Origin of the sequence: Citrobacter sp. Ce006 (assembly GCF_030336535.1) — a bacterium.
Classification (GTDB): Bacteria; Pseudomonadota; Gammaproteobacteria; order Enterobacterales; family Enterobacteriaceae; genus Citrobacter; species Citrobacter europaeus.
On the sequence record NZ_JAOWDO010000070.1, the window covers coordinates 16,664 to 40,511 of the forward strand.

27 protein-coding genes are annotated in these 23,848 nt (G+C 54.4%); 20 read left to right on the forward strand and 7 right to left on the reverse strand.

Translation table 11 applies throughout. The features are described from left to right. Window positions 1–83: 83 nt before the first annotated feature. The 3 genes from eptA to pmrB are packed head-to-tail and all read left to right on the forward strand — an operon-like array spanning window position 84 to window position 3,477. A complete protein-coding gene (gene eptA / locus OGV94_RS12645; protein WP_080625838.1) occupies window positions 84–1,721 on the forward strand; it encodes a phosphoethanolamine transferase EptA in 1,638 nt (545 codons plus the stop codon). 4 nt (window positions 1,722–1,725) lie between these two features. Further along, entirely contained in the window at window positions 1,726–2,394 is a 669-nt protein-coding gene (gene pmrA / locus OGV94_RS12650) for a two-component system response regulator PmrA (RefSeq protein WP_043018133.1), read from the forward strand. 9 nt (window positions 2,395–2,403) lie between these two features. Beyond that, window positions 2,404–3,477 carry a two-component system sensor histidine kinase PmrB gene (pmrB, locus tag OGV94_RS12655; protein ID WP_087052826.1) on the forward strand — a complete coding sequence of 358 codons (1,074 nt, stop codon included), beginning with the start codon at window positions 2,404–2,406 and terminating at the stop codon, window positions 3,475–3,477. On the opposite strand, the gene pmrR is transcribed toward pmrB, so the two are convergent. Together pmrR and proP are read right to left on the reverse strand one after the other, a co-directional pair. Beyond that, the gene (gene pmrR / locus OGV94_RS12660) at window positions 3,471–3,560 is read right to left on the reverse strand and encodes an LpxT activity modulator PmrR (protein WP_008321468.1); all 90 of its coding nucleotides are present in this window, start codon (window positions 3,558–3,560) and stop codon (window positions 3,471–3,473) included. The genes pmrB and pmrR overlap by 7 nt on opposite strands. Before the next feature lie 81 nt (window positions 3,561–3,641). Continuing rightward, window positions 3,642–5,144, reverse strand: a complete 1,503-nt coding sequence (gene proP, locus OGV94_RS12665; RefSeq protein ID WP_043018130.1) for a glycine betaine/L-proline transporter ProP — start codon at window positions 5,142–5,144, stop codon at window positions 3,642–3,644. Between the two features lie 699 nt (window positions 5,145–5,843). Between proP and kdgT the strand changes: the two genes are divergently transcribed. Then, window positions 5,844–6,842, forward strand: coding sequence for a 2-keto-3-deoxygluconate transporter (kdgT, locus tag OGV94_RS12670; RefSeq protein ID WP_043018129.1), 999 nt, complete (start codon window positions 5,844–5,846; stop codon window positions 6,840–6,842). Window positions 6,843–6,872: 30 nt separating this feature from the next. Here kdgT and OGV94_RS12675 read toward each other — a convergent pair whose 3' ends face one another. Together OGV94_RS12675 and crfC are read right to left on the reverse strand one after the other, a co-directional pair. After that, the gene (locus tag OGV94_RS12675) at window positions 6,873–7,766 is read right to left on the reverse strand and encodes a diguanylate cyclase regulator RdcB family protein (RefSeq protein ID WP_047406891.1); all 894 of its coding nucleotides are present in this window, start codon (window positions 7,764–7,766) and stop codon (window positions 6,873–6,875) included. After that, a complete protein-coding gene (gene crfC / locus OGV94_RS12680) occupies window positions 7,763–10,120 on the reverse strand; it encodes a clamp-binding protein CrfC (RefSeq protein WP_075145329.1) in 2,358 nt (785 codons plus the stop codon). The genes OGV94_RS12675 and crfC overlap by 4 nt, the downstream gene beginning before the upstream one ends. 540 nt (window positions 10,121–10,660) lie before the next feature. Here crfC and OGV94_RS12685 point away from each other — a divergent pair. The 16 genes from OGV94_RS12685 to phnP all read left to right on the forward strand — a co-directional run bounded on the left by OGV94_RS12685 (window position 10,661) and on the right by phnP (window position 22,608). Then, window positions 10,661–10,996, forward strand: a complete 336-nt coding sequence (locus OGV94_RS12685; protein ID WP_003031835.1) for a zinc ribbon domain-containing protein YjdM — start codon at window positions 10,661–10,663, stop codon at window positions 10,994–10,996. Window positions 10,997–11,134: 138 nt separating this feature from the next. Continuing rightward, on the forward strand, window positions 11,135–11,581 hold the full coding sequence (yjdN, locus tag OGV94_RS12690) for a VOC family metalloprotein YjdN (RefSeq protein WP_043018126.1): 447 nt from the start codon (window positions 11,135–11,137) through the stop codon (window positions 11,579–11,581). A gap of 132 nt (window positions 11,582–11,713) precedes the next feature. Next, window positions 11,714–12,502 (forward strand): phosphonate ABC transporter ATP-binding protein, encoded by a 789-nt coding sequence (phnC, locus tag OGV94_RS12695; RefSeq protein WP_043018125.1) that lies wholly within the window; start codon window positions 11,714–11,716, stop codon window positions 12,500–12,502. Window positions 12,503–12,526: 24 nt separating this feature from the next. Beyond that, entirely contained in the window at window positions 12,527–13,543 is a 1,017-nt protein-coding gene (phnD, locus tag OGV94_RS12700; RefSeq protein WP_080625840.1) for a phosphonate ABC transporter substrate-binding protein, read from the forward strand. Between the two features lie 137 nt (window positions 13,544–13,680). Then, window positions 13,681–14,460 carry a phosphonate ABC transporter, permease protein PhnE gene (gene phnE, locus OGV94_RS12705; RefSeq protein WP_016155398.1) on the forward strand — a complete coding sequence of 260 codons (780 nt, stop codon included), beginning with the start codon at window positions 13,681–13,683 and terminating at the stop codon, window positions 14,458–14,460. Window positions 14,461–14,480: 20 nt separating this feature from the next. Beyond that, a complete protein-coding gene (gene phnF / locus OGV94_RS12710) occupies window positions 14,481–15,206 on the forward strand; it encodes a phosphonate metabolism transcriptional regulator PhnF (protein WP_043018123.1) in 726 nt (241 codons plus the stop codon). Further along, window positions 15,207–15,659, forward strand: a complete 453-nt coding sequence (gene phnG / locus OGV94_RS12715; RefSeq protein WP_087052796.1) for a phosphonate C-P lyase system protein PhnG — start codon at window positions 15,207–15,209, stop codon at window positions 15,657–15,659. Continuing rightward, window positions 15,656–16,240, forward strand: coding sequence for a phosphonate C-P lyase system protein PhnH (phnH, locus tag OGV94_RS12720; protein WP_087052797.1), 585 nt, complete (start codon window positions 15,656–15,658; stop codon window positions 16,238–16,240). Before phnG ends, phnH begins: the two co-directional genes overlap by 4 nt. Beyond that, window positions 16,240–17,307: a carbon-phosphorus lyase complex subunit gene (locus OGV94_RS12725; protein ID WP_047406909.1), complete on the forward strand. Its 1,068-nt coding sequence runs from the start codon at window positions 16,240–16,242 to the stop codon at window positions 17,305–17,307. The genes phnH and OGV94_RS12725 overlap by 1 nt, the downstream gene beginning before the upstream one ends. Window positions 17,308–17,353: 46 nt before the next feature. Further along, window positions 17,354–18,145, forward strand: coding sequence for an alpha-D-ribose 1-methylphosphonate 5-phosphate C-P-lyase PhnJ (phnJ, locus tag OGV94_RS12730; RefSeq protein ID WP_260683104.1), 792 nt, complete (start codon window positions 17,354–17,356; stop codon window positions 18,143–18,145). Continuing rightward, on the forward strand, window positions 18,142–18,900 hold the full coding sequence (phnK, locus tag OGV94_RS12735; protein WP_003826710.1) for a phosphonate C-P lyase system protein PhnK: 759 nt from the start codon (window positions 18,142–18,144) through the stop codon (window positions 18,898–18,900). The genes phnJ and phnK overlap by 4 nt, the downstream gene beginning before the upstream one ends. A gap of 143 nt (window positions 18,901–19,043) precedes the next feature. Beyond that, complete coding sequence (gene phnL / locus OGV94_RS12740; RefSeq protein WP_043018513.1) at window positions 19,044–19,730, forward strand: phosphonate C-P lyase system protein PhnL; 687 nt, start codon at window positions 19,044–19,046, stop codon at window positions 19,728–19,730. Continuing rightward, on the forward strand, window positions 19,727–20,863 hold the full coding sequence (gene phnM / locus OGV94_RS12745) for an alpha-D-ribose 1-methylphosphonate 5-triphosphate diphosphatase (RefSeq protein ID WP_213733652.1): 1,137 nt from the start codon (window positions 19,727–19,729) through the stop codon (window positions 20,861–20,863). The genes phnL and phnM overlap by 4 nt, the downstream gene beginning before the upstream one ends. Before the next feature lie 2 nt (window positions 20,864–20,865). After that, a complete protein-coding gene (gene phnN / locus OGV94_RS12750; RefSeq protein ID WP_221922848.1) occupies window positions 20,866–21,420 on the forward strand; it encodes a ribose 1,5-bisphosphokinase in 555 nt (184 codons plus the stop codon). Further along, window positions 21,407–21,841: an aminoalkylphosphonate N-acetyltransferase gene (gene phnO, locus OGV94_RS12755; protein ID WP_043018117.1), complete on the forward strand. Its 435-nt coding sequence runs from the start codon at window positions 21,407–21,409 to the stop codon at window positions 21,839–21,841. The genes phnN and phnO overlap by 14 nt, the downstream gene beginning before the upstream one ends. 8 nt (window positions 21,842–21,849) lie before the next feature. After that, window positions 21,850–22,608 carry a phosphonate metabolism protein PhnP gene (gene phnP / locus OGV94_RS12760; RefSeq protein ID WP_286523499.1) on the forward strand — a complete coding sequence of 253 codons (759 nt, stop codon included), beginning with the start codon at window positions 21,850–21,852 and terminating at the stop codon, window positions 22,606–22,608. Between the two features lie 52 nt (window positions 22,609–22,660). On the opposite strand, the gene OGV94_RS12765 is transcribed toward phnP, so the two are convergent. The 3 genes from OGV94_RS12765 to yjdP form a co-directional block, all read right to left on the reverse strand. Continuing rightward, on the reverse strand, window positions 22,661–23,002 hold the full coding sequence (locus OGV94_RS12765; protein WP_043018115.1) for a HigA family addiction module antitoxin: 342 nt from the start codon (window positions 23,000–23,002) through the stop codon (window positions 22,661–22,663). A 26-nt stretch (window positions 23,003–23,028) separates the two neighbouring features. Beyond that, complete coding sequence (locus OGV94_RS12770; RefSeq protein ID WP_075145335.1) at window positions 23,029–23,331, reverse strand: type II toxin-antitoxin system RelE/ParE family toxin; 303 nt, start codon at window positions 23,329–23,331, stop codon at window positions 23,029–23,031. A gap of 156 nt (window positions 23,332–23,487) precedes the next feature. Beyond that, the gene (gene yjdP / locus OGV94_RS12775; RefSeq protein WP_172862577.1) at window positions 23,488–23,817 is read right to left on the reverse strand and encodes a DDRRRQL repeat protein YjdP; all 330 of its coding nucleotides are present in this window, start codon (window positions 23,815–23,817) and stop codon (window positions 23,488–23,490) included. Between the last annotated feature and the right edge of the window lie 31 nt (window positions 23,818–23,848).

The following is a 23,848-nucleotide window of genomic DNA, read 5'->3' on the forward strand; positions in this document are numbered from 1 at the left end:
CTTGAAATCAACATTAAGAACTTAAGGTTGGCTTAATTTTACTTTGAGAGGATTTGCGCCACTTAGTCGATGGAACCCCCTTAATGTTAAAGCTCCTGTTTAAAAGGCCCACTCTCGGGCTCATCAGTTGGCTTCTGCTGATCTCATTTTATCTTGCGACCTTCCTGAACATTGCGTTCTATAAACAAGTTCTGCAAGACCTGCCACTGGACTCCGTGCGCAACGTGCTGGTGTTTTTATCAATGCCGATCGTCGCATTTAGCGTCATGAATATTGTGCTGACGCTGGCCTCATTCCTGTGGCTAAATCGCCTGGTGGCGTGCATTTTCATTCTGGTTGGCGCATCGGCTCAATATTTCATCATGACCTACGGCATCATCATCGACCGCTCGATGATCGCCAACATGATGGACACCACGCCCGCTGAAACCTTCGCTTTGCTGACGCCGCAAATGCTCATCACGCTCGGGGTGAGCGGTATTCTGGCCGCGCTCATCGCCTGCTGGGTCAGAATCAAGCCTATGACTCCGGCGCTACGCAGCGTACTGTTTCGTGGCGCGAACATTCTGGTCTCCGCGCTGCTGATCGTGCTGGTCGCCGCGTTCTTCTATAAAGATTACGCCTCACTGTTTCGCAACAACAAAGAACTGGTGAAATCCCTCAGCCCATCTAACAGCATTGTGGCGACGTCTTCCTGGTATTCGCATCAGAGGCTGGCCCATCTGCCGCTGGTGCGCATTGGTGAAGATGCCCATCGCAATCCGTTGATGGTGAAAGAAAAGCGTAAGAACCTGACGATTGTGGTTCTCGGCGAGACCTCACGCGGCGATAACTTCTCGCTATCCGGCTATTCGCGCCAGACCAACCCGCTGCTGGAAAAAGATGATGTGGTCTATTTCCCCCACACCACTTCCTGCGGAACGGCGACGGCGGTGTCGGTGCCCTGCATGTTCTCCGATATGCCGCGCGCGCACTACGACGAGGAACTGGCGCAGCATCAGGAAGGCGTGCTCGACATTATTCAACGGGCGGGAATTAACGTGCTGTGGAACGATAACGACGGTGGCTGCAAAGGGGCTTGTGATCGGGTACCGCACCAGAATATGACTAAGCTGAACCTGCCAGGGCAGTGTATTGACGGTGAATGCTACGATGACGTGCTGTTCCACGGGCTGGAAGAGTACATCAATAACCTGCAAGGCGACGGGGTGATTGTGCTGCACACCATCGGCAGCCACGGCCCGACCTATTACAACCGCTATCCTGCGCAGTTCAAGAAATTTACGCCAACCTGCGACACCAACGAAATCCAGACCTGTTCACAGCAACAGTTGGTCAATACTTACGACAACACCATTCTTTACGTTGACTATATTGTTGATAAAGCAATCAATATACTGAAAGAGCACCAGGATAATTTCACCACCAGCCTGGTTTATCTTTCCGATCACGGCGAATCCTTAGGGGAAAATGGCGTCTATTTACACGGCCTGCCGTATTCGATTGCGCCAGATACGCAAAAACATGTGCCGATGCTGCTGTGGCTCTCAGAAGCTTATCAGCAACGCTATCAGGTCTCTCAGACATGTTTGCAAAAACGGGCAAGCTCAGAGAATTTCTCGCAGGATAATCTCTTCTCCACCCTGCTGGGATTAACGGGCGTGCAAACACAGAAATATCAGGCGGCAGATGATATTCTGCAACCCTGCCGGGGAGGCTAAACGAATGAAAATTCTGATTGTTGAAGACGATACGTTGTTATTACAGGGACTGATACTCGCCGCGCAAACAGAAGGTTATGCCTGTGACGGCGTATCAACGGCCCGTGCAGCAGAGCAGTGTCTGGAGACCGGACATTACAGCCTGGTGGTTCTGGACCTGGGTTTACCGGATGAAGACGGCCTGCATTTCCTGAACCGCATCAGGCAGAAAAAATACACCGTGCCGGTGCTTATTCTCACCGCGCGCGACACGGTGAAAGACCGGGTCAGCGGGCTGGACGTGGGTGCCGATGACTATCTGGTCAAACCCTTCGCGCTGGAAGAACTGCACGCCCGCATCCGGGCGCTGCTGCGTCGTCATAACAATCAGGGCGAAAGTGAATTAATTGTCGGCAATCTGACGCTGAATATCGGTCGTCGCCAGGTGTGGATGGACGGACAAGAGGTCATCTTAACGCCGAAAGAATACGCGCTTCTGTCACGCCTGATGCTCAAAGCCGGCAGCCCGGTACACCGGGAAATCCTGTATAACGATATCTACAGCTGGGATAACGAACCGTCGACCAATACGCTGGAAGTACACATTCACAACCTGCGTGACAAAGTGGGCAAATCACGGATCCGCACGGTCAGGGGATTTGGCTATATGCTGGTTGCCACAGAGGAAAGCTAAGTGAAGCTGCTGCAATTTCTAAAACAACCGCTCCCGCTTCGTCATCGCCTGATGCTGACGATCGGTCTTATTCTGCTGGTCTTTCAGTTGATAAGCACCTTCTGGTTGTGGCACGAAAGCACCGAGCAAATACAGTTGTTCGAGCAGGCGTTACGCGAAAATAGAAATAACGATCGCCACATCCTGCATGAAATCCGCGAAGCCATCGCCAGCCTGATCGTCCCCGGCATCTTTATGGTCAGCCTGACGCTGCTGATTTGTTACCAGGCGGTACGGCGAATCACTCGTCCACTGGCGGATCTGCAAAAAGAGTTAGAAACGCGGGCCGCCGATAACCTGGCGCCGATTGAAGTTCACAGTTCAACCGTTGAGATCCAGGCGGTCGTCTCAGCGCTCAACGAGCTGGTAACGCGGCTCACCACCACTATCGAAAACGAACGCTTATTTACCGCCGATGTCGCCCACGAATTGCGTACACCGCTGTCGGGCGTTCGCCTGCATCTGGAATTACTGTCAAAAGCCCATAAGGTCGACGTTACGCCGTTAATTGCCCGTCTTGACCAAATGATGGACAGCGTGTCGCAACTGCTGCAACTTGCCCGCGTCGGACAGTCGTTTTCGGCCGGGAGCTACCAGCACGTCAAACTGCTGGAGGACGTTATTCTGCCCTCCTACGATGAACTCAGCACCATGCTGGAGCTGCGCCAGCAGACGTTGCTCCTGCCGCAAAGCGCGGCGGACGTTGTCGTACGTGGCGATGCTACGCTATTGCGAATGTTACTGAGAAACCTGGTAGAAAACGCGCATCGTTACAGTCCGGAAGGCACTAATATTACGATTAGCCTGAATACCGGGCATGATGCCGTCCTGGCCGTTGAAGATGAAGGACCCGGCATTGATGAAAGTAAATGCGGGGAGTTGAGCAAAGCGTTTGTGCGTATGGATAGCCGTTTTGGCGGGATTGGGCTGGGACTGAGCATTGTCAGTCGTATCACCCAGTTACATCACGGGCATTTCTATTTGCAAAATCGTCAGGGAACCACCGGCACTCGCGCTTGGGTGGAATTAGCGAAAGGTCAGTAAGAACTCACCCATACGTACAAAAAGCTGCTGACGATCAGCAGGCTGCACACGGTGGTCAAACTTTCATAAATGCGGGTTTTCATAACACTCTCCTCCGATACTATGGAGGAGAGTTTGCCAGACACAGATTAAGTCAACCTTAAGGCATGACCTACAGAAAAAGGTTACTCATCGATACGTGGATGCTGCTGCACCAGGCGCGTACGCTTGAGCTGCAGATCGGCAATTTCCTGATCGATATCTTCGATTTTCTGCTCGATATTATCGTAGTGCTCGCCAAGGATCTCTTTCGCTTCCTGAATATCCGAAGCGGCAGGCGTGGCCCCTTTCAGCGGCTGATTGGCGGTCTCTTTCATGGTCATGCCGGTAATTAAACCAATCACCGCAATCACCATCAGATAATAAGCAGGCATCATCAGATTCTGCGAGCTTTCCACCAGCCATGCAGCCAATGTCGGAGTCAGACCGGCGATCAATACCGAGATATTAAACGCGGCGGCCAGCGCACTGTAGCGAATATGCGTCGGGAACATCGCCGGTAACGTTGACGCCATCACCCCGGTAAAGCAGTTGAGGATCACCGCCAACATCAACAATCCGGCGAAAATCAGGCCGATGACGTTACTGTTAATCAGAATAAATGCCGGAATCGCCAACACAAACAGCGCAATACTGCCCATGATCACAAACGGACGACGCCCGAAGCGGTCGCTGAGCAAACCCATAATCGGCTGCACAAACAGCATACCAATCATGATGGCGATAATAATCAACACGCCGTGGTCTTCAGAGTAATGCAGGTTATGCGACAGATAACTCGGCATATAGGTGAGCAGCATGTAGTAGGTAACGTTGGTGGCAATCACCAGACCAACACATGCCAACAGGCTACGCCAGTGTTTGGTCGCAATCTCTTTAAACGAGACCTTAGGACCTTCCTGCAGCCCCTGACGATCGCCCTGCTCCAGTTTATCCACGTGCTGCTGGAACGCCGGCGTCTCTTCCAGCGCATGGCGCAGGTACAGACCAATCAACCCTAACGGTAGCGCCAGGAAGAACGGAATACGCCAGCCCCACTCAAGGAAGTTGTCCTCGCCGACGATAGTTGAAATCAGGACCACCACGCCCGCACCCAGCACAAACCCGGCAATTGAGCCGAAGTCCAGCCAGCTGCCCATAAACCCGCGCTTACGGTCTGGCGAGTACTCTGCGACAAAAATCGACGCCCCGGTATACTCTCCGCCAACCGAGAACCCCTGCGCCATCTTACACAGCAACAGCAGAATCGGTGCCCAGATACCAATCGAGGCATACGAGGGAATAAGACCGATACAGAAGGTACTTATCGACATAATCACAATGGTGATAGCGAGTATCTTCTGACGACCGTATTTATCGCCAAGCATACCGAAGAACAATCCGCCAAGCGGTCGAATCAGAAAGGGAACAGAGAAAGTAGCAAGTGCGGCAACCATCTGCACGCTGGGGTCAGCCCCCGGGAAGAACACTTTACCTAATGCGTAAGCAACAAACCCATAAACACCAAAATCAAACCACTCCATCGCATTACCTAACGACGCCGCGGTAATGGCTTTTCGCAATTTACCGTCATCAATGATGGTAACGTCGCGCAGCGTTATTGGTTTTATTTTTTTCCTTTTTAACATACCCGTCCTCATAGACTTAGCCCTGTCACGCTACAGTTCGAGTCCCCTAACGCCCATGCGTCAGGGTCATCACCGAGCGGGGAACGCACAGACGCATTCCCTGTAACAAGCGTAGCAGGTTTACTTACACTGACGAGAAACACGCAGTACAACCGAACCTGTTGACGCCTGATTGGGCGGTTAATGACCTCTTTACCCTAACAGTGTTTAAATTTGTGATCAACTTCACATATAGTTTTCCATTTCGTCAACCTGCGTAAATCAGGTCATTCTGAGTCAACTTTTTTACATGTCATGCTTGCGATTTGCTGGCAATTAAATACAAGAATAAATCGCTTTGTTGCGCCAACAATCACAATAGTCACTATTATTCTGCTAGCAAAAAAATCACCTAATCCCTTCACAAAAAGATCACAGCTTTTTTAATAATCAGAGCGTTTAAGAAATTTTGCGCGGAATATGTGATGAAGATAACTAAAACATCGTTTTATTTTGATTGAATCAACGTTCCCATGAATGCACACTAATTCCAGACGCAATATCCCTGGGAGCAGCAACACGCTCAACGTATGCCGCGTTAGATTTTATAAAACAAAGAGATAGCGATTTTCTTTGTTAAAAGACATTAGTAACCATTTGAATTTATTAATTTTTACTTTCTTGCGCGAGTATTAGCTGCGACAAGACATGAGGACGTTTATGAAAATTAAAGCCACGATTGAACGCATCCCCGGCGGAATGATGTTGATTCCCCTGTTATTAGGCGCAGTGTTAAATACGTTAGCTCCGGATACCGGTGCGTATTTCGGTTCGTTTACCAAAGGAATGATCAGCGGAACGGTACCGATTCTGGCTGTATGGTTTTTTTGTATCGGTGCATCTATTGATTTACGGGCAACCGGCACGGTATTACGCAAGTCCGGTACGTTGGTAATAACCAAAATAGCCGTGGCGTGGGTAGTGGCAATGATTGCTGCTTCCTTTATTCCTGATACCGGTATTCAAACCGGGTTCTTTGCCGGTCTTTCCGTGCTGGCAATTGTTTCAGCGATGGACATGACCAACGGCGGTTTGTACGCCAGCCTGATGAACCAGTATGGAACCAAAGAAGAGTCCGGCGCATTTGTGTTGATGTCTCTGGAATCCGGTCCGTTAATGACCATGGTGATCCTCGGCTCCGCAGGTCTGGCCTCCTTCGAGCCACACCATTTTATCGGCGCGGTATTACCCTTCCTGATTGGTTTTACGTTGGGTAACCTGGATCACGACCTGCGTTCTTTCTTCAGCAAAGCCACGCCGGTGCTGATCCCGTTCTTCGGCTTCGCGTTGGGCAACACAATTAACCTGAGCGTAATCGTTGATACAGGCCTGCTGGGTATCCTGCTGGGTGTCGCGGTTATCGTTATCACCGGTATCCCACTGATTATTGCTGACCGCGTTATTGGCGGTGGGAACGGTACAGCGGGCGTAGCCGCCTCTTCCGCAGCAGGCGCTGCGGTAGCAAACCCGGTGATTATCGCCCAGATTAACCCGGCGTTCGAACCGGTTGCCGCATCCGCAACGGCGCTGGTTGCCGCCAGCGTGATTGTCACCGCCATTCTGGTGCCGATTATCACCGCGCTGTATGCCAAACGTTTTAATAAAAATCTGGTCGTCAATGAGGCTGCGGCAACCCCGGCAGACTCCCTGCACCACTAAACCTGCCTTTATCCCACTCACCGTTCCTGCTCAATTGATGAGCGGGGACGGTGCAAAAATCTCCTCAACCATCGCATCAACCAGCCGTTTAGCCGAACACAATCGCGGCATTCCCAACGCTACATTTTGCCAACGCTGCGTCACCGACCAGCTCACCGGATGACGCTGCGCATCGCACCAGTCCCCCAGCCAGCTTAACATATCGTTGTGCTCGCCCGAGCCGCCGACAACTGGCGTGCTGAGCCAATGATGATAGTAATGACGCGTGGCGGGTGCCGCATTCACGCTGTCCGCCAGCGCCTGCGCAGCCATGGTTCTCAGGTTGTCTTTTAGCATTGACACCACATCGGCATTCGCTAACCGGCAGGCGTCACCGAAGGCTCCCCAGCGTAACTCCTCCAGCGCAACAAAACAGCGTCCAGGCAACGACCAGCCGTCATACGCGCCAGCCCGCCAACGGGTAAAGATTTGCTCGCTGTGTTCGCCAGCTTGCACCGTCAGACCGCGTTGCGTCAGCGCTTTCTCTTTATAAGCACCGCGCTGGGTAAACCAGTCGGTGAGCGCACTCACCTGCTGCATCAGGCCGGGCGTGGGCAGCCCGCGAGGCTGTTCGGTTTGTTGTAAAAACCTCAGCCCTTCGGCAATGCGCACCAGCGCCAGATGACCCGGGTCGATCATGCCCGCCAGCTTCTCTACCAGCTTGAGACGCATCACAAGATGCTCGCTGGACACTCCCGCCATCACCCACGCACGCAGTTGCGTTTGGGATAATACTTCCTGCGTCAGGCGCGCACGCAGGCGCTGCTGCTGTTGCAGAAAACCGCCGGAACGTTTGGTTTCATCTCCCTGAACCAGATCGACCATAAACTTCGGGTAGACACACTCCAGCGTCCGCCCGGGGCCTTCCAGTAACACGTTAGTCATGTGTGCTCGGTTGCAAAAAGGGTATTGATATCGTCGCGCAGCAAGCGGGAATCTTCATAAAGCCATGCCGCAGTCGTAATGCGATGCTGCAACTGTTCATTCAAGGCATTCACCGCAGATTCATTTTGCTGGCGCACGGTCAGACTCTCACGCAGGCTCGCCTGTAATTGCGTCAAACACTGTGAAAAATCAGCAAAAAACGTGGCCATGCCTGCCGTAACGGAAATATCGACCTGAGCGGCTAAAGCTTTACGAATTTGTTGGCAAAACTGGGTGACGTAATGCACAAGGTTATTATGCAGTGCGCCCATATCAATGAGATAACGCGTTTTCGTTTCAACGTAATCATTCCATCCCCAGTTGGGTTGATTCAGCCAACGCGAGAAGGTATCACGCACCACGCCGCCAGGAGACGGCGTATTCTCCGCCGGAATATCCTGTTCAATGGCCTCGTTAAACAACTGGCGGGTGTTGAAGTTAAACATCGCCGCATGAAACGCCGGAAAACGGATCCGCGCCCGAAAACCCGCGTGATTCAGTTCCTCTTTCACCCGCTGTTCAATAGGGCGCATGGCATCATTAAGCGCCCGGGACAGTGTCGACTCAAGCTGTTCAAAGCGCAGGGCTAAGTCCCGGCTGATGCTTTCCTGCGCCGCCAGCAAGACCACTTCACAGGACGAACGCATTTTATCCAGCACGATTTTCGCCTGGCCTTCATCGTGCAGCACCAGCATTTCTCCGACCATTTCTGCCGAGGAGACGCCAGCCCCCAGGCCATGTTGTGACATCATCAGGACGTTTTCTTTGACAAAGAACGTGTTGATGCCGCACAGAATCTCAGTCTGTTGATCATTGAGATAGCCCGCAGCAGCCTCCAGCGCCAACTCGACCTCATGGCTGACTTCATCGCTGACCCGCCCCTGACTCACTTCTAACTGTTGCATATCCTCTTCAATATGCGTGATGTTCAGCCGCAATTTTTCATAGGCAACCGTTAATCCGTGGGAGCGAAACTCCAGATATTCGTGCGCGCTTTGCGCATAATTCAATAACTTATGCGACGCTGAGCGTAGCGCATACAGTGAAGCATTGGCGTAAGCGGCATGAATCACTTTCTGAATCGGCTGCTCAAACAGCGAATCCTCCCACAACAGATCGGCGGCATGGCGGATGTGCTCCGTATCCTCAAGATCGGTGGTGCGCCAGCGTCTGCCAAGGGCCGCCTCGGCAAAGTCCTGTACCCAGCGTTGCACCTGATGATCCGGCAGCCGCCCGCGGGTCGTCAGTTCATGACGCGCCCTGTTCGCCAGATACCCCCACATCGAGGAAACTGGATAGATTCGCTCCGGGGCAATGCCGCCTTGCATCAGCGTGCCGGAAATTAACGCCCGCACCTGCTCTTCATCATCACTATTACGGTCTTTTTGATCGAACTTGTTCACCAGCGCGTATAACGGCACTGACTTACCAACCGCCATAATCGCCTGACGCACTTCTTCATCGGAAATCGACTTCAGTTGGGTGTAATCCATCACCGCCAGCACCGCAGAGGCCCGCGCCAACTGTTCATTCAGCATCTTTTGTAAGTGCGGTTGCCCGGCCTCATTCGGCCCTGGCGTATCCAGCAATGTTAATTGCCCCGGATAGCTCGCCTGTCCGGCCAAATGGACAAACTCAACCTCGATAACCGGAATATGCTCAATCGCGGCATAGGCGGCAAAAGGAAAATCGACCTCCAGCGCTTTTGACAAACGCACCAGGTCATTCAGGCTTTTAAGGCAATGGAAAATAGGCTGTGCGCCAAGATAATACCGTTCAAATGCCACGCCGTTTTCAATATGCTGCAGCAGGACATTCATATCCTTATCGATTTCCAGGGTCTGCGTAAGACGCTGGCGATCGCACTCGCGCACGCGCTGCTGTAAAACTTTCATTAAGGCATCAATCGGTGCGACATGTGAAAAATGCAGTACCGGCTCTTTCTGCCCCGGCGTATGGCGAATTAGCGTCGGTAACGCCGTCATGGGGCGATTACGATTAGGTAAAACTTCTGTCCCCACAATCGCATTAATCGTCGTCGATTTTCCCGCTTTCATGGTACCGACAATCGCCAGCACCATTTCCAGGCGCGTAATCTTACGCAGTTCATTATTGAGCGTTGCTTGCTGGACATCCATGCCACGCGTGCTGAAATGCATGGGTTGAACAACCTGTCGGCTATGCTCTCCTTGTTTTAGCGCGACATCATCCAACGACGTCATGGGCAATTTTTGCAATTGCCTGAGATGTTCAAGTGAGAGCATCAGCAAGCGTTCCGCTTCCTGACTTAATTCATATATTGTCTGTGTGTGCATGGAAAATTTTTCCTTAACGCAAATGGCATTGCTTTTATTTAGCCCAATCGTTTTATTTATAGATTTTTTGGCTTTTATAATTACGTGTAGAAATAATTAAAATCAAAACAACCAATTGATATTATTAAAATAAATTTGGCGTATAACCGTTGGCCTGATGCCTCTCACTTATCTAATAAGTAAGAAAGATAAACAGCGTAGTTCAGTTTTAAAAAATGCCAGTTTAATCCCCCTACTAAAATTAAGGGGGTTGGTGATATTCAATCACAATGACTTAGGCATCCGTAGGCATTGTTACCTATGAATATCAGATATTTCGCCTCACCTTATCTTAAATAACTAAGCGTAGCAATTTCCCTTAAAAAATATTCCGCCATACTTTCATTGGGGTGAAAGCAGAGGGTCTTTACAGCAGATCATTTTGCCTAATCGCGCAGTAGTCCCGACAAATGCAGGGATTTTATGTATAATTGCGGCCTTTTTCGGCAATCTGCCATTTTTTGGGCGCATTTGCCCCTGCTGACTTTTGAGGAAATCCACATGTCATTACCACACTGCCCGCAATGCAACTCCGAATACACTTACGAAGATAACGGCATGTTCATCTGCCCGGAATGCGCTCACGAATGGAACGATGCTGAACCGGCACAGGACAGCGACGAACTGATCGTTAAAGATGCCAACGGCAACCTGCTGGCTGACGGCGACAGCGTTACCGTAGTGAAAGACCTGAAGGTAAAAGGTAGCTCTTCCATGCTGAAGATCGGTACCAAAGTAAAAAACATTCGTCTGGTTGAAGGCGACCATAACATCGATTGCAAAATCGATGGCTTTGGCCCAATGAAGCTGAAATCTGAGTTTGTGAAAAAGAACTGATGCAAATTGCCTGATGGCGCTACGCTCATCAGGCTGCGCCAGCTCATCTGCCAGGCGGGAAGCTAATACTTCCCGCCTGGTTTATTTGTGCAGACAATAACTACACTTAACTGGCTTCTTTTACCTGAGGTAAAAATTATGCCGTTAAGTCCCTATATCTCCTTTGCAGGCAACTGCGCTGACGCTATCGCTTACTACCAAAAAACGTTAGGCGCAGAGCTGCTCTACAAAATCAACTTCGGTGAAATGCCCAAATCCGCGCAGGACAACGAAGAGGGTTGCCCTTCCGGAATGAAATTCCCCGATACCGCCATTGCTCATGCCAATCTGCGCGTGGCAGGCAGCGACATCATGATGAGCGATAGCGCCCCCGACGGAAATGCTCACTACTCTGGCTTTACGCTGGTGCTCGACACGCAAAACGTCGACGAAGGCAAACGCTGGTTTGATAACCTGGCAGCAAACGGAAAAATCGAAATGGACTGGCAGGAAACCTTCTGGGCCCACGGTTTCGGTAAAGTGAGCGACCAGTATGGCGTGCCGTGGATGATCAACGTCGTCAAACAACAGCAACCTACTGAGTAATCCAACGGGAGGCCCGCCCTCCCGTACTGTCATCAAAAATCGCTTAACTCTTCATCGCCGAGTAACCATCCCTTAACGAAAACGTCACATTGATCCGCCACGATGGGGCCACTTTTTTAGGGAGGCCGCATCATGCAAACGATTATTCGCGTCGAAAAACTCTCCAAATCCTTCAATCAACATCAGGCGCTCAATGCGGTTGATCTGAACATCTGTTCCGGTGAGATGGTGGCTCTGCTTGGACCGTCTGGCTCTGGCAAATCCACCCTTTTACGTCATTTAAGCGGTTTGATCACCGGTGATAAATCGCCTGGTAGCCACGTCGAGTTGCTGGGTCGCACCGTTCAACGTGAAGGCCGCCTGGCGCGGGATATCCGCAAAAGCCGCGCCCACACCGGCTACATCTTCCAGCAGTTCAATCTGGTGAACCGCCTGACGGTACTGGAGAACGTCCTGATTGGCGCACTCGGCAGCACGCCGTTCTGGCGCACCTGTTTTAGCTGGTTTAGCCAGGAACAGAAGCAGCGCGCATTACAGGCGCTAACCCGCGTTGGCATGGCGCACTTTGCATACCAGCGCGTTTCCACGCTTTCGGGCGGGCAACAGCAGCGCGTCGCCATTGCCCGCGCGCTGATGCAGCAGGCCAAAGTGATCCTGGCCGACGAGCCGATAGCCTCGCTGGACCCCGAATCCGCGCGCATCGTGATGGATACCCTGCGCGATATTAACCAGACCGACGGCATCACCGTGGTCGTCACGCTGCATCAGGTAGATTACGCCCTGCGCTACTGCGAACGCATCGTCGCGCTGCGCCAGGGCAACGTCTTCTTTGACGGCAGCAGCCAGCATTTTGATAACGATCGTTTTGACCATCTCTACCGCAGCATGAACCGCGTCGAACAGAACGCACAGGCTGCTTAACTTTGCCCGAACTGAGGAATAAACATGAATTACAAGGCCGTTGCCGCGCTGGCGTTTACCAGCATGTTCAGCATCAGCACCTTGTTAAGCCCGGCGCATGCCGAAGAACAAGAGAAAGCGCTGAACTTTGGCATTATTTCGACCGAATCACAGCAAAACCTGAAGCCACAGTGGGAACCGTTCCTGAAGGACATGGAAAAATCGCTGGGCGTGAAAGTAAACGCCTTCTTCGCCCCGGACTACGCCGGGATCATCCAGGGAATGCGCTTTAACAAAGTTGATATCGCCTGGTACGGTAACCTCTCGGCAATGGAAGCGGTGGATCGCGCTAACGGACAAGTGTTTGCCCAGACCGTCGCCGCCGATGGATCCCCGGGTTACTGGAGCGTGTTGATCGTTAACAAAGACAGTCCGATCAACAATCTGAACGATCTGATCGCCAAACGTAAGGATCTGACCTTCGGCAACGGCGATCCTAACTCCACTTCAGGCTACCTCGTCCCCGGTTACTACGTCTTCGCGAAAAATAACATCTCCGCCAGCGACTTCAAACGCACCGTCAATGCCGGACATGAAACCAACGCCCTGGCCGTCGCCAACAAACAGGTCGATGTCGCCACTAACAACACCGAAAACCTCGACAAGCTGAAAACTTCCGCGCCGGACAAGCTGAAAGAGCTGAAGGTTATCTGGAAGTCACCGCTGATCCCGGGCGATCCGATCGTCTGGCGTAAAAACCTTTCCGAAACCACCAAGGACAAGGTGTACGACTTCTTTATGAATTACGGCAAAACGCCGGAACAGAAAACCGTACTGGAACGCCTGGGATGGGCACCGTTCCGCGCCTCCAGCGACTTACAACTGGTGCCGATTCGCCAACTGGCGCTGTTTAAAGAGATGCAGGGCGTGAAGGATAACAAAGGGCTGAACGAGGAAGAGAAAACCAGCAAAACCTCGGCGCTGAAAGCGCAGCTCGACGACCTTGACCGTCTGACCGCCGCACTGGGCGCCATGACCAGCGTCAGCAAAGCGGTGCAGTGATTTGTAGACCGGATTGTAGACCGGATTGTAGGCCGGATAAGCGAAGCGCCATCCGGCAAAGGCGTGAATGCCGGATGGCGACGCAAAAGCGTCTTATCCGGCCTACAACGCAAACACACGTGCCAACGGAGCTAAACATGCAAACCATCACCGTCGCCCCGCCCAAACGTAGCTGGTTCTCGTTGCTGAGCTGGGCCATTCTTCTCGCCGTACTGGTGGTCTCGTGGAAAGGTGCCGAAATGGCTCCGCTCACGCTGATCCAGGATTCCGGCAATATGGCGACCTTCGCCGCCGACTTCTTCCCGCCAGACTTCAGCCAGTGGCAGGACTATCTCGGTGAAATGGCCGTTACCCTGCAAATTGCCGTCTGGGGTACTGCCCTCGCCGTGGTGCTATCGATTCCCTTCGGCCTGATGTGCGCCGATAACCTCGTGCCGTGGTGGATTTACCAGCCGATGCGTCGCCTGATGGATGCCTGTCGCGCCATCAATGAAATGGTCTTCGCCATGCTGTTCGTGGTCGCCGTCGGTTTAGGTCCATTCGCCGGGGTGATGGCGCTGTTTATCCACACCACCGGGGTGCTTTCCAAGCTGCTTTCCGAAGCGGTAGAAGCCATTGAGCCAGGTCCGGTAGAAGGCATTCGCGCCACCGGGGCCAATAAAATTGAAGAAATTCTGTATGGCGTTCTGCCACAGGTCATGCCGCTGCTTATTTCCTATTCGCTGTATCGCTTTGAATCCAACGTTCGCTCGGCCACGGTAGTCGGGATGGTGGGCGCAGGCGGTATTGGCGTGACCTTATGGGAAGCGATTCGCGGTTTTCAGTTCCAGCAAACCTGCGCCCTGATGGTGTTAATCATCGTCACCGTCAGCCTGTTGGATTTCCTTTCCCAGCGTTTGCGTAAGCACTTTATCTGATTAGCGAGGCATTGATTGCTATGCACTTGTCTACACATCCGACCAGTTATCCAACGCGTTATCAGGAAATTGCCGCGAGACTTGAGCAGGAGCTTCGTCAACATTATCGCTGCGGTGACTATCTGCCCGCCGAACATCAGCTTGCCGCGCGCTACGAGGTAAACCGCCACACCCTGCGCCGCGCCATTGACCAGTTGGTTGAGCGCGGTTGGGTACAACGTCGCCAGGGCGTCGGCGTGCTGGTGCTGATGCGCCCATTCGATTACCCGCTGAATGCCCAGGCGCGCTTTAGTCAGAACCTGCTGGACCAGGGCAGCCACCCCACCAGCGAAAAACTGCTGGCGGTGCTGCGCCCGGCCTCCAGCCACATTGCCGACGCGCTCAGCATTAACGAGGGCGATAACGTGATTCACCTGCGCACCCTGCGCCGGGTTAACGGGATCGCGCTGTGCCAGATCGACCACTATTTTTCCGACCTCACGCTGTGGCCGCTGCTGCAGGGCTTTAACAGCGGTTCGCTGCACGACTACCTGCGCGAACAGTCCGGCCTGACGCTGCTGCGTACGCAAACGCGCATCAGCGCCCGCCGCGCGCAGGCCAAAGAGAGCAAGGTGCTGGAAATCCCCAATATGGCGCCGCTGCTGTGCGTGCGCACCCTGAACCACCGTGAAGGCGAAGAACACGCGGCGGAATACTCCGTCAGCCTGACCCGCGCCGACATGATCGAATTCACTATGGAGCACTGAATGCATTTCGATACCGCCACCCGCCAGCGCTGGATGCGCGCGCTGGCTTACAGCAATGCCGATGCCCTGAACGCCCGCATCAACGCGCTCAAACTGACGCCGGACTATGAACTTATTCGCGCACCGGAAAGCGGACTGATGCAGATCCAGGCCCGTATGGGGGGTACCGGCAACCGCTTCTTTGCCGGTGACACCACGCTTACCCGCGCAGTTGTCCGCCTGAAAAGCGGCACGCTGGGTTACAGCTACCTGCTGGGGCGCAACAAACAACATGCCGAGCAGTGCGCGGTGATTGACGCGCTGCTGCAGGAACAAACGCATTTCCAGAACTTAATGGAAACCTTAATTGCCCCGCTGGAAGCGGAACGCGATGCGCTGATTCGCGCACGCCGTGCCGAAGTCAACGCCAGTCGGGTCGACTTCTTCACGCTGGTACGCGGAGATAACGCATGACCTTACAAACCGCTTTTAATTTACCCGTTCAGGATGCTCAGCAGAGCTTTCGTCGCCTGCTGAAGGCCATGAGCGAACCGGGCGTAATCGTCGCCCTGCATCAACTGAAACACGGCTGGCAGCCGCTGGGCCTGGCAACCACCAGCGTGCTGCTGGCCCTGGTCGACGGCGACACGCCGGTCTGGCTGGCGCCGTCGATGGATAACGATATCGCCCGGCAGAACCTACGTTTTCATACCAACGCGCCGCTGGTGGATCAGCCGCAGCTGGCGGCCTTTGCCGTCGCCGATGAACACATCAGCAGTGAACAGCTTAACGTCCTCTCCGCCGGTTCCGCCGTCGCGCCAGAGACCAGCGCCACGCTCATTGTGCAGGTCGCAGGCTTAAGCGGCGGACGTATGCTGCGTCTGACCGGCGCGGGCATCGCCGAAGAGCGCATGATCGCGCCACAGTTGCCGGAATGCCTGATTCACGAACTCACCGAACGCCCGCATCCGTTCCCGCTGGGGGTTGATTTGATCCTCACCTGCGGCGAACGCCTGCTGGCTATTCCGCGAACCACCCATGTGGAGGTGTGCTGATGTACGTCGCCGTCAAAGGGGGCGAAAAGGCGATAGCCAACGCCCACGCCCTGCAGGAAAACCGACGCCGGGGCGATGAGACCATTGCTGAACTGAGCGTAGCGCAAATCGAACAGCAGATGAATCTGGCCGTCGACCGGGTGATGACCGAAGGCGGCATCGCCGATCGCGAACTGGCGGCGCTGGCGCTGAAGCAGGCCAGCGGCGATAACGTCGAAGCCATCTTTTTGCTCCGCGCCTACCGCACTACGCTGGCAAAGGTGGCGGTCAGCGAGCCGCTTAACAGTGCAGAAATGCGCCTTGAGCGCCGAATCTCGGCGGTCTATAAGGATATTCCCGGCGGACAGCTGTTGGGACCGACCTATGACTACACCCATCGCCTGCTGGATTTTACTCTGCTGGCTAATGGCGAAACGCCGCCTCTGCGCAGCGCAGACGGCGCACAGGATGCCTCCCCGCACGTCTTTTCCCTGCTGGCCAACCAGGGACTGGCAAAGCGTGAAGAGGATGATGGCGCCACGCCCGACGACGTCACCCGCACACCACCAGTTTACCCCTGTTCACGTGCTTCACGCCTGCAACAGCTGATGCGCGGCGACGAAGGCTATCTTCTGGCGTTGGCCTACTCCACCCAGCGCGGCTACGGGCGCAATCACCCGTTTGCCGCCGAAATCCGTAGCGGCTATGTGGCACTGGAAACAGTCCCGGAAGAGCTGGGATTTGCGGTGAACGTCGGCGAACTGCTGATGACCGAATGTGAAATGGTCAACGGGTTTGTCGCACCAGAAAACGAATCTCCCCATTTTACCCGCGGCTACGGGCTGGTGTTCGGCATGAGCGAACGTAAAGCAATGGCGATGGCGTTGGTGGACCGCGCTCTACAGGCAGCCGAATACGATGAAACGGTCACGGGACCGGCGCAGGACGAAGAGTTCGTGCTGGCGCATGCGGATAACGTCGAGGCGGCGGGTTTTGTTTCGCACCTCAAACTTCCCCATTACGTCGATTTCCAGGCTGAGCTGGAACTGCTCAAACGCCTGCAACAGGAGGCCCCTCGTGACCACTAACCTCTCCGGCTACAACTTTGCGTATCTTGATGAGCAGACCAAGCGCATGATCCGCCGCGCCATTCTGAAAGCGGTGGCCATCCCCGGTTACCAGGTGCCGTTTGGCGGACGTGAAATGCCGATGCCTTACGGTTGGGGAACCGGCGGCATCCAGCTCACCGCCAGCGTGATTGGCGAGCCGGACGTATTGAAGGTGATTGACCAGGGCGCGGATGACACCACCAACGCCGTGTCGATTCGCAATTTCTTCAAACGCGTAACCGGGGTGAATACCACCGAGCGTACGGAAGACGCGACCTTGATCCAGACCCGCCACCGCATCCCGGAAACGCCGCTGGTGGAAGATCAAATCATTATCTTCCAGGTACCGATCCCTGAGCCGCTGCGCTTTATCGAACCGCGCGAAACGGAAACCCGCACCATGCACGCGCTGGAAGAGTACGGCATCATGCAGGTGAAACTGTATGAAGATATCGCCCGCTTCGGCCATATCGCCACCACTTACGCCTATCCGGTGAAAGTAAATGACCGCTACGTCATGGACCCGTCGCCCATCCCAAAATTCGACAATCCGAAGATGGACATGATGCCGGCCCTGCAACTGTTTGGCGCAGGCCGCGAAAAGCGCATCTATGCCGTTCCACCTTACACCCGCGTAGAAAGTCTCGATTTCGACGATCACCCGTTTACCGTGCAGAGCTGGGATGAGCCTTGCGCCATTTGTGGCTCAACCCACAGCTATCTCGATGAAGTGGTGCTCGATGACACCGGCAAACGCATGTTTGTCTGCTCCGACACCGACCACTGCCGCCAACAGAGCGAGGCCCTCAGCCAATGACGCAACCGCTGCTTTCAGTCAACAACCTGACCCATCTCTACGCGCCGGGCAAGGGCTTCAGCGATGTCTCTTTTGACCTGTGGCCTGGCGAAGTGCTGGGTATCGTCGGCGAGTCCGGTTCCGGCAAAACCACGTTGCTGAAATCAATCTCATCACGGCTGACGCCGCAGAACGGTGAGATTTTGTATCAGAACCGTTCGCTGTACGGCATGAACGAGGCCGACCGCCGCCGTCTGCTGCGCACCGAGTGGGGCGTGGTGCACCAGCATCCGCTGGATGGCCTGCGCCGTCAGGTCTCCGCAGGCGGCAATATCGGCGAACGTCTGATGGCCACCGGCGCGCGCCACTACGGCGACATCCGCGCCACCGCGCAGCGTTGGCTGGAGGAGGTAGAGATCCCTGCCTCGCGTATCGACGATCTGCCCACCACCTTTTCCGGCGGCATGCAGCAGCGCCTGCAGATCGCCCGTAACCTCGTCACCCACCCCAAACTGGTGTTTATGGACGAACCCACCGGCGGGCTGGACGTTTCCGTACAGGCCAAACTGCTGGACCTGCTGCGCGGCCTGGTGGTGGAACTGGATCTGGCGGTAGTGATTGTCACCCACGATCTGGGCGTGGCGCGCCTGCTGGCCGACCGTTTGCTGGTGATGAAGCAGGGTCAGGTGGTGGAAAGTGGGTTAACCGACCGCGTGCTCGACGACCCGCATCATCCGTATACCCAGTTGCTGGTGTCGTCGGTTTTGCAGAACTGATTTTTTGTTGTGCCCGATGGCGGCTGCGCCTTATCCGGCCTACGGAGCGGCATCGCTTGTGCCGGATGGCGGCATTGGTTGTAGGCCTGATAAGCGAAGCGCCATCAGGCAATCAAACGAAAAAACGCTTAAAGAGGCTAAAAATGAACGCGATCCGCGTTGAAAATGTCAGTAAAACCTTTGTCCTGCATCAGCAAAACGGCGTGCGTCTGCCGGTGCTGCAAAACGCCACGCTGGACGTTAAAAACGGCGAATGCGTGGTGCTGCACGGTCACTCGGGCAGCGGCAAATCCACGTTGCTGCGTTCGCTGTACGCCAACTATCTGCCTGATGAAGGCCACATCCACATCCGCCACAACGATGAATGGGTCGATCTGGTGCAGGCTCCGGCGCGTAAAGTGCTGGAAGTTCGTCGTTCAACCATCGGCTGGGTGAGCCAGTTCCTGCGCGTGATCCCGAGGATTTCCGCGCTGGATGTGGTGATGCAGCCGCTGCTGGATCTCGGCGTATCCCGTGAAGAGTGTGCAGCCAAAGCAGCTAACCTGCTTACCCGTCTGAACGTGCCGGAGCGGCTGTGGCACCTGGCGCCTTCGACCTTTTCCGGTGGTGAACAGCAGCGCGTCAACATCGCCCGCGGGTTTATCGTTGATTACCCAATTCTGCTACTCGATGAGCCTACCGCCTCGCTGGACGCCAAAAATAGCGCCGCCGTCGTCGCATTAATTGAAGAAGCGAAAGCCCGCGGCGCAGCAATTGTCGGCATTTTTCACGATCAAACCGTGCGCGACCGCGTAGCGGATCGTCTGCATCTGATGGGAACAACAGCATGATTATCAATAACGTAAAGCTGGTACTGGAAGATGAAGTGGTGCAAGGATCGCTGGAAATTGAAGGCGGAACGATCCGCGCCTTTGCCGAAAGTCAAAGCCAGCTGCCGCAGGCGCTGGACGGCGAAGGCGGCTGGCTGCTGCCAGGGCTTATCGAACTGCATACTGACAATCTCGACAAATTCTTCACCCCGCGCCCGAAGGTAGACTGGCCTGCGCATTCGGCGATGAGCAGCCACGACGCGCTAATGGTGGCCAGCGGCATTACCACTGTGCTGGACGCGGTGGCGATTGGCGATGTGCGCGACGGCGGCGACCGTCTGGAAAATCTGGAGAAGATGATTAATGCGGTGGAAGAGACGCAGAAGCGCGGGGTCAATCGCGCCGAGCACCGCCTGCATTTGCGCTGCGAACTGCCGCATCACACTACCCTGCCGCTGTTTGAAAAACTGGTCAGCCGCGAGCCGGTGACGCTGGTATCGCTGATGGATCACTCGCCAGGCCAGCGTCAGTTCGCCAATCGCGAGAAGTACCGCGAGTATTATCAGGGCAAGTATTCACTCACCGACGAGCAGATGGCCCGCTATGAAGAAGAACAATTAGCCCTGGCTGCGCGTTGGTCACAGCCCAACCGCACGGCGATTGCCCAGATGTGCCGTGAGCGCCAGATTGCGCTGGCGAGCCATGACGATGCCACCAGCGAACATGTGCTGGAATCGCACCAGCTTGGCAGCGTGATCGCCGAATTTCCCACCACTTTCGCGGCGGCTGAAGCCTCACGCCAGCATGGAATGAACGTACTGATGGGCGCACCCAACATCGTGCGCGGCGGCTCTCACTCCGGTAACGTGGCGGCCCATAAGCTGGCTGAGCTGGGTCTGCTGGATATTCTCTCCTCCGACTACTACCCCGCCAGCCTGCTCGATGCGGCATTTCGCGTGGCGGACGATAACGCCAACGGCTTTACGCTCCCGCAGGCGATTCGCCTGGTGACCCGCAATCCGGCGCGGGCATTAAATCTCGACGATCGTGGCGTTGTTGCCGAAGGCAAACGCGCGGATCTGGTGCTGGCGCACCGCAAAGGCGGCAACATCCATATCGACCACGTCTGGCGTAAGGGAAAAAGGGTATTCTGACTATGGGTAAACTGATCTGGCTGATGGGGCCCTCCGGCTCCGGTAAGGACAGTCTGCTGGCAGAACTGCGCCAGCAGGAACCGACACAACTGCTGGTGGCGCACCGTTACATCACCCGCGCTGCCAGCGCCGGGAATGAAAACCATATCGCGCTGAGTGAACATGAATTTTTTATCCGCGCCGGGCAGAATCTGCTGGCGCTGAGCTGGCACGCGAACGGCTTCTACTACGGCGTCGGCGTAGAGATAGACCTCTGGCTGCACGCCGGCTTTGATGTGGTGGTCAACGGCTCGCGCGCACATCTGCCCCAGGCGCAGGCCCGTTATGGCGCTTCTTTGCTTCCCATTTGCTTACAGGTTTCTCCGGCAATTCTCCGCCAGCGCCTGCAGGCGCGTGGGCGGGAGAGCGAAACGGAAATCGCTGCCCGCCTTGAACGTGCGGCGCGCTACGCGCCGTATGACTGCCACGTCCTGAATAACGATGGTAGTTTGCTACAGTCTGTCGATACACTGCTCGGACTGATGGGACGCAAGGAGAAGAAACATGTCTGTCTGTGAATTACGCCGCGCCACGCTCTACGATACCGATGCGGTTTACGCGCTGATCTGCGAATTGAAGCAGGGTCAATTTGACCTGCAGGCTTTTAGCGCTGGTTACGCCGCAAATCTGCAAGATCCCAATATGCACTACCAGCTGGCGTTAATCGACGGACAGGTCGTCGGCTTGATCGGTCTGCACCTACAGTTTCATCTGCACCACGCTAACTGGATTGGCGAAATCCAGGAACTGGTGGTGATGCCGCAGGCGCGAGGGTTAAGGGTCGGCAGCCAGTTACTGGCCTGGGCCGAAGCCGCCGCGCGCGAAGCGGGCGCAGAAGTCACCGAGCTTTCCACCAGCACCCAACGCCTTGACGCGCATCGTTTTTACCAGCGCGAAGGTTATACCATGAGCCATTTTCGCTTCACCAAACCGGTGTAGGGGGAGCCATGAGTCTGACCATTACGCTGACGGGAACGGGCGGCGCGCAGTTGGTGCCGACATTTGGCTGCGATTGTGCGGCCTGCCAACGAGCACGCTTACAGGTGCAATACCGTCGACGCCCTTGTAGCGGGGTGGTCAAATTCAACAATGCGGTGACATTGCTGGACGCGGGGATCCCACATCTGATGGACGACTGGCCAGCGGGCAGCTTCCAGCAGTTTCTGCTGACCCACTATCATATGGATCACGTGCAGGGGCTATTTCCGCTGCGCTGGGGCGTGGGGGCAACTATCCCGGTGTACGGACCGCCGGATGATCAGGGTTGCGACGATCTGTTTAAGCATCCCGGCATCATCGATTTTAGCCATACCGTTGCGCCATTTGTGGTGTTTGACCTGCAAGGATTGCAGGTCACGCCGCTGCCGCTCAACCATTCAAAGTTGACGTTTGGCTATCTGCTGGAGTCCGCGCACAGCCGCGTGGCGTGGCTCTCCGATACCGCCGGGCTTCCCGATAAGACGCTAAAGTTTCTCCACAATAACCAGCCTCAGGTGATTATCATCGACTGCAGCCACGCCCCGCGCGCCGAACCGCCGCGCAATCACAGCGATGTAAATACCGTTATCGCCTTAAACGAGGTTATCCGCTGCCCACGGGTGATCCTGACGCATATCAGCCATCAGTTTGATCTGTGGCTGATGGAAAATCCGCTACCAGTAGGGTTTGAAGCCGGATATGACGGAATGGAGGTTGTGCTGGAGTAAGGAAATTAGCCGGATGCGATGAAAACATCTTATCCGGCCTACAAGCTGACAGTCAGGCGACTTTTTTAGACTCGCCATTTCGCTGAGCGATAAAATCTTTAACCGAAACAATGCGGTTCAGTTCTTCTTGCGCCCGCATGTCATTTTCAACTTCCCACAGGTCAACCGCCGACTGTAAGTTACGCCAGAAATCAACGGAGGTATCGAACGCTTTGGCCAAACGAAACGCCATATCCGTTGTTAATTTGCGATTATTGTTGACCAGTGCGCTCACCGTATTGCGATGAACATGCAGTATTTCAGCCAGATCGTTAATTTTCAGCTCGAGCGGCTCCAGGTATTCATATTGCAGGATATCACCCACAGTAGTTGGTTTTCTGGTTGCCTGTTTCATATCTTTACCTTAGATTTTCTCTAGTTCTAGTAGATGTGTGGATCTAAGTACACATCTTCGGCCTTACCGTTAATCCATTTGAATATTAATCGGTACTGCTTGTTTACTCTAATTGAAGAATATTCCTGCAACTTTCCGGTTAACTCTTCATATCTGTTACCGGGTGGCGAGCGCAAATCCCGATGCGAAACAGCCGCATTAATAATATCCAGCTTTCTGGCTAATGCAGTATGAATATCCGCAGGTATTTTTCTGTGCGATGTCGCCCGCTCAAAAAAATCTTCAAGCCATGTATCCCGAAAACTTCTGATGTTTAATGATTTAGACATTCCATTGCCAGCTCCTCTTCCATAAGCATAGAGAGATTGTAACGCACACACGCACTGTGCTCAAGTGCATTTCTTGACATAAAATGGCGAAATATTTAGCTGACAGGTGAATCCCTGCCTGGGAGACAAAATACTCATATATTTAAAGCGTTATAGCTAACGATCGTAATCTTCTTCCATTCTGCGTTCTTCGTCTTCTAACTGACGCCGTTCCTGATCGAGCTGGCGCTGGCGGTCATCCAGTTGACGGCGTCGGTCTTCAAACTGGCGGCGGCGGTCATCATATTGTCTGCGACGATCGTCACTCATCTGACGCTGCCAGCTTTCATCACGAGAGTCGTCATAATCCCGCCCGTTGTCCGGTTTGTATGCGTCGTTAATCGCCTGCTGAATATTGCCGATGGCGTCATCGATAATATCCGCCTGCGCCGAAACGGTGGTCATCATCAGCAGAGTGAAAAGTAAGAATGTCGTGGAGCGTTGCATAAAACCAGCCTCATCGAGAAACTCGCTCCAC

Excerpts from the sequence above, each read along its gene's own strand:
- phnD (WP_080625840.1), top strand. The coding sequence starts at position 12,527 with ATGAATTACAAGGCCGTTGCCGCGCTGGCGTTTACCAGCATGTTCAGC.
- OGV94_RS12685 (WP_003031835.1), top strand. The coding sequence starts at position 10,661 with ATGTCATTACCACACTGCCCGCAATGCAACTCCGAATACACTTACGAA.
- yjdN (WP_043018126.1), top strand. The coding sequence starts at position 11,135 with ATGCCGTTAAGTCCCTATATCTCCTTTGCAGGCAACTGCGCTGACGCT.
- phnJ (WP_260683104.1), top strand. The coding sequence starts at position 17,354 with ATGATCCGCCGCGCCATTCTGAAAGCGGTGGCCATCCCCGGTTACCAG.
- phnG (WP_087052796.1), top strand. The coding sequence starts at position 15,207 with ATGCATTTCGATACCGCCACCCGCCAGCGCTGGATGCGCGCGCTGGCT.
- OGV94_RS12765 (WP_043018115.1), bottom strand. The coding sequence starts at position 23,002 with ATGAAACAGGCAACCAGAAAACCAACTACTGTGGGTGATATCCTGCAA.
- pmrR (WP_008321468.1), bottom strand. The coding sequence starts at position 3,560 with ATGAAAACCCGCATTTATGAAAGTTTGACCACCGTGTGCAGCCTGCTG.
- phnN (WP_221922848.1), top strand. The coding sequence starts at position 20,866 with ATGGGTAAACTGATCTGGCTGATGGGGCCCTCCGGCTCCGGTAAGGAC.
- phnK (WP_003826710.1), top strand. The coding sequence starts at position 18,142 with ATGACGCAACCGCTGCTTTCAGTCAACAACCTGACCCATCTCTACGCG.
- phnM (WP_213733652.1), top strand. The coding sequence starts at position 19,727 with ATGATTATCAATAACGTAAAGCTGGTACTGGAAGATGAAGTGGTGCAA.
- phnF (WP_043018123.1), top strand. The coding sequence starts at position 14,481 with ATGCACTTGTCTACACATCCGACCAGTTATCCAACGCGTTATCAGGAA.
- proP (WP_043018130.1), bottom strand. The coding sequence starts at position 5,144 with ATGTTAAAAAGGAAAAAAATAAAACCAATAACGCTGCGCGACGTTACC.
- phnH (WP_087052797.1), top strand. The coding sequence starts at position 15,656 with ATGACCTTACAAACCGCTTTTAATTTACCCGTTCAGGATGCTCAGCAG.
- yjdP (WP_172862577.1), bottom strand. The coding sequence starts at position 23,817 with ATGCAACGCTCCACGACATTCTTACTTTTCACTCTGCTGATGATGACC.
- phnC (WP_043018125.1), top strand. The coding sequence starts at position 11,714 with ATGCAAACGATTATTCGCGTCGAAAAACTCTCCAAATCCTTCAATCAA.
- OGV94_RS12725 (WP_047406909.1), top strand. The coding sequence starts at position 16,240 with ATGTACGTCGCCGTCAAAGGGGGCGAAAAGGCGATAGCCAACGCCCAC.
- kdgT (WP_043018129.1), top strand. The coding sequence starts at position 5,844 with ATGAAAATTAAAGCCACGATTGAACGCATCCCCGGCGGAATGATGTTG.
- eptA (WP_080625838.1), top strand. The coding sequence starts at position 84 with ATGTTAAAGCTCCTGTTTAAAAGGCCCACTCTCGGGCTCATCAGTTGG.
- phnL (WP_043018513.1), top strand. The coding sequence starts at position 19,044 with ATGAACGCGATCCGCGTTGAAAATGTCAGTAAAACCTTTGTCCTGCAT.
- phnE (WP_016155398.1), top strand. The coding sequence starts at position 13,681 with ATGCAAACCATCACCGTCGCCCCGCCCAAACGTAGCTGGTTCTCGTTG.
- crfC (WP_075145329.1), bottom strand. The coding sequence starts at position 10,120 with ATGCACACACAGACAATATATGAATTAAGTCAGGAAGCGGAACGCTTG.
- phnO (WP_043018117.1), top strand. The coding sequence starts at position 21,407 with ATGTCTGTCTGTGAATTACGCCGCGCCACGCTCTACGATACCGATGCG.
- OGV94_RS12675 (WP_047406891.1), bottom strand. The coding sequence starts at position 7,766 with ATGACTAACGTGTTACTGGAAGGCCCCGGGCGGACGCTGGAGTGTGTC.
- OGV94_RS12770 (WP_075145335.1), bottom strand. The coding sequence starts at position 23,331 with ATGTCTAAATCATTAAACATCAGAAGTTTTCGGGATACATGGCTTGAA.
- pmrA (WP_043018133.1), top strand. The coding sequence starts at position 1,726 with ATGAAAATTCTGATTGTTGAAGACGATACGTTGTTATTACAGGGACTG.
- phnP (WP_286523499.1), top strand. The coding sequence starts at position 21,850 with ATGAGTCTGACCATTACGCTGACGGGAACGGGCGGCGCGCAGTTGGTG.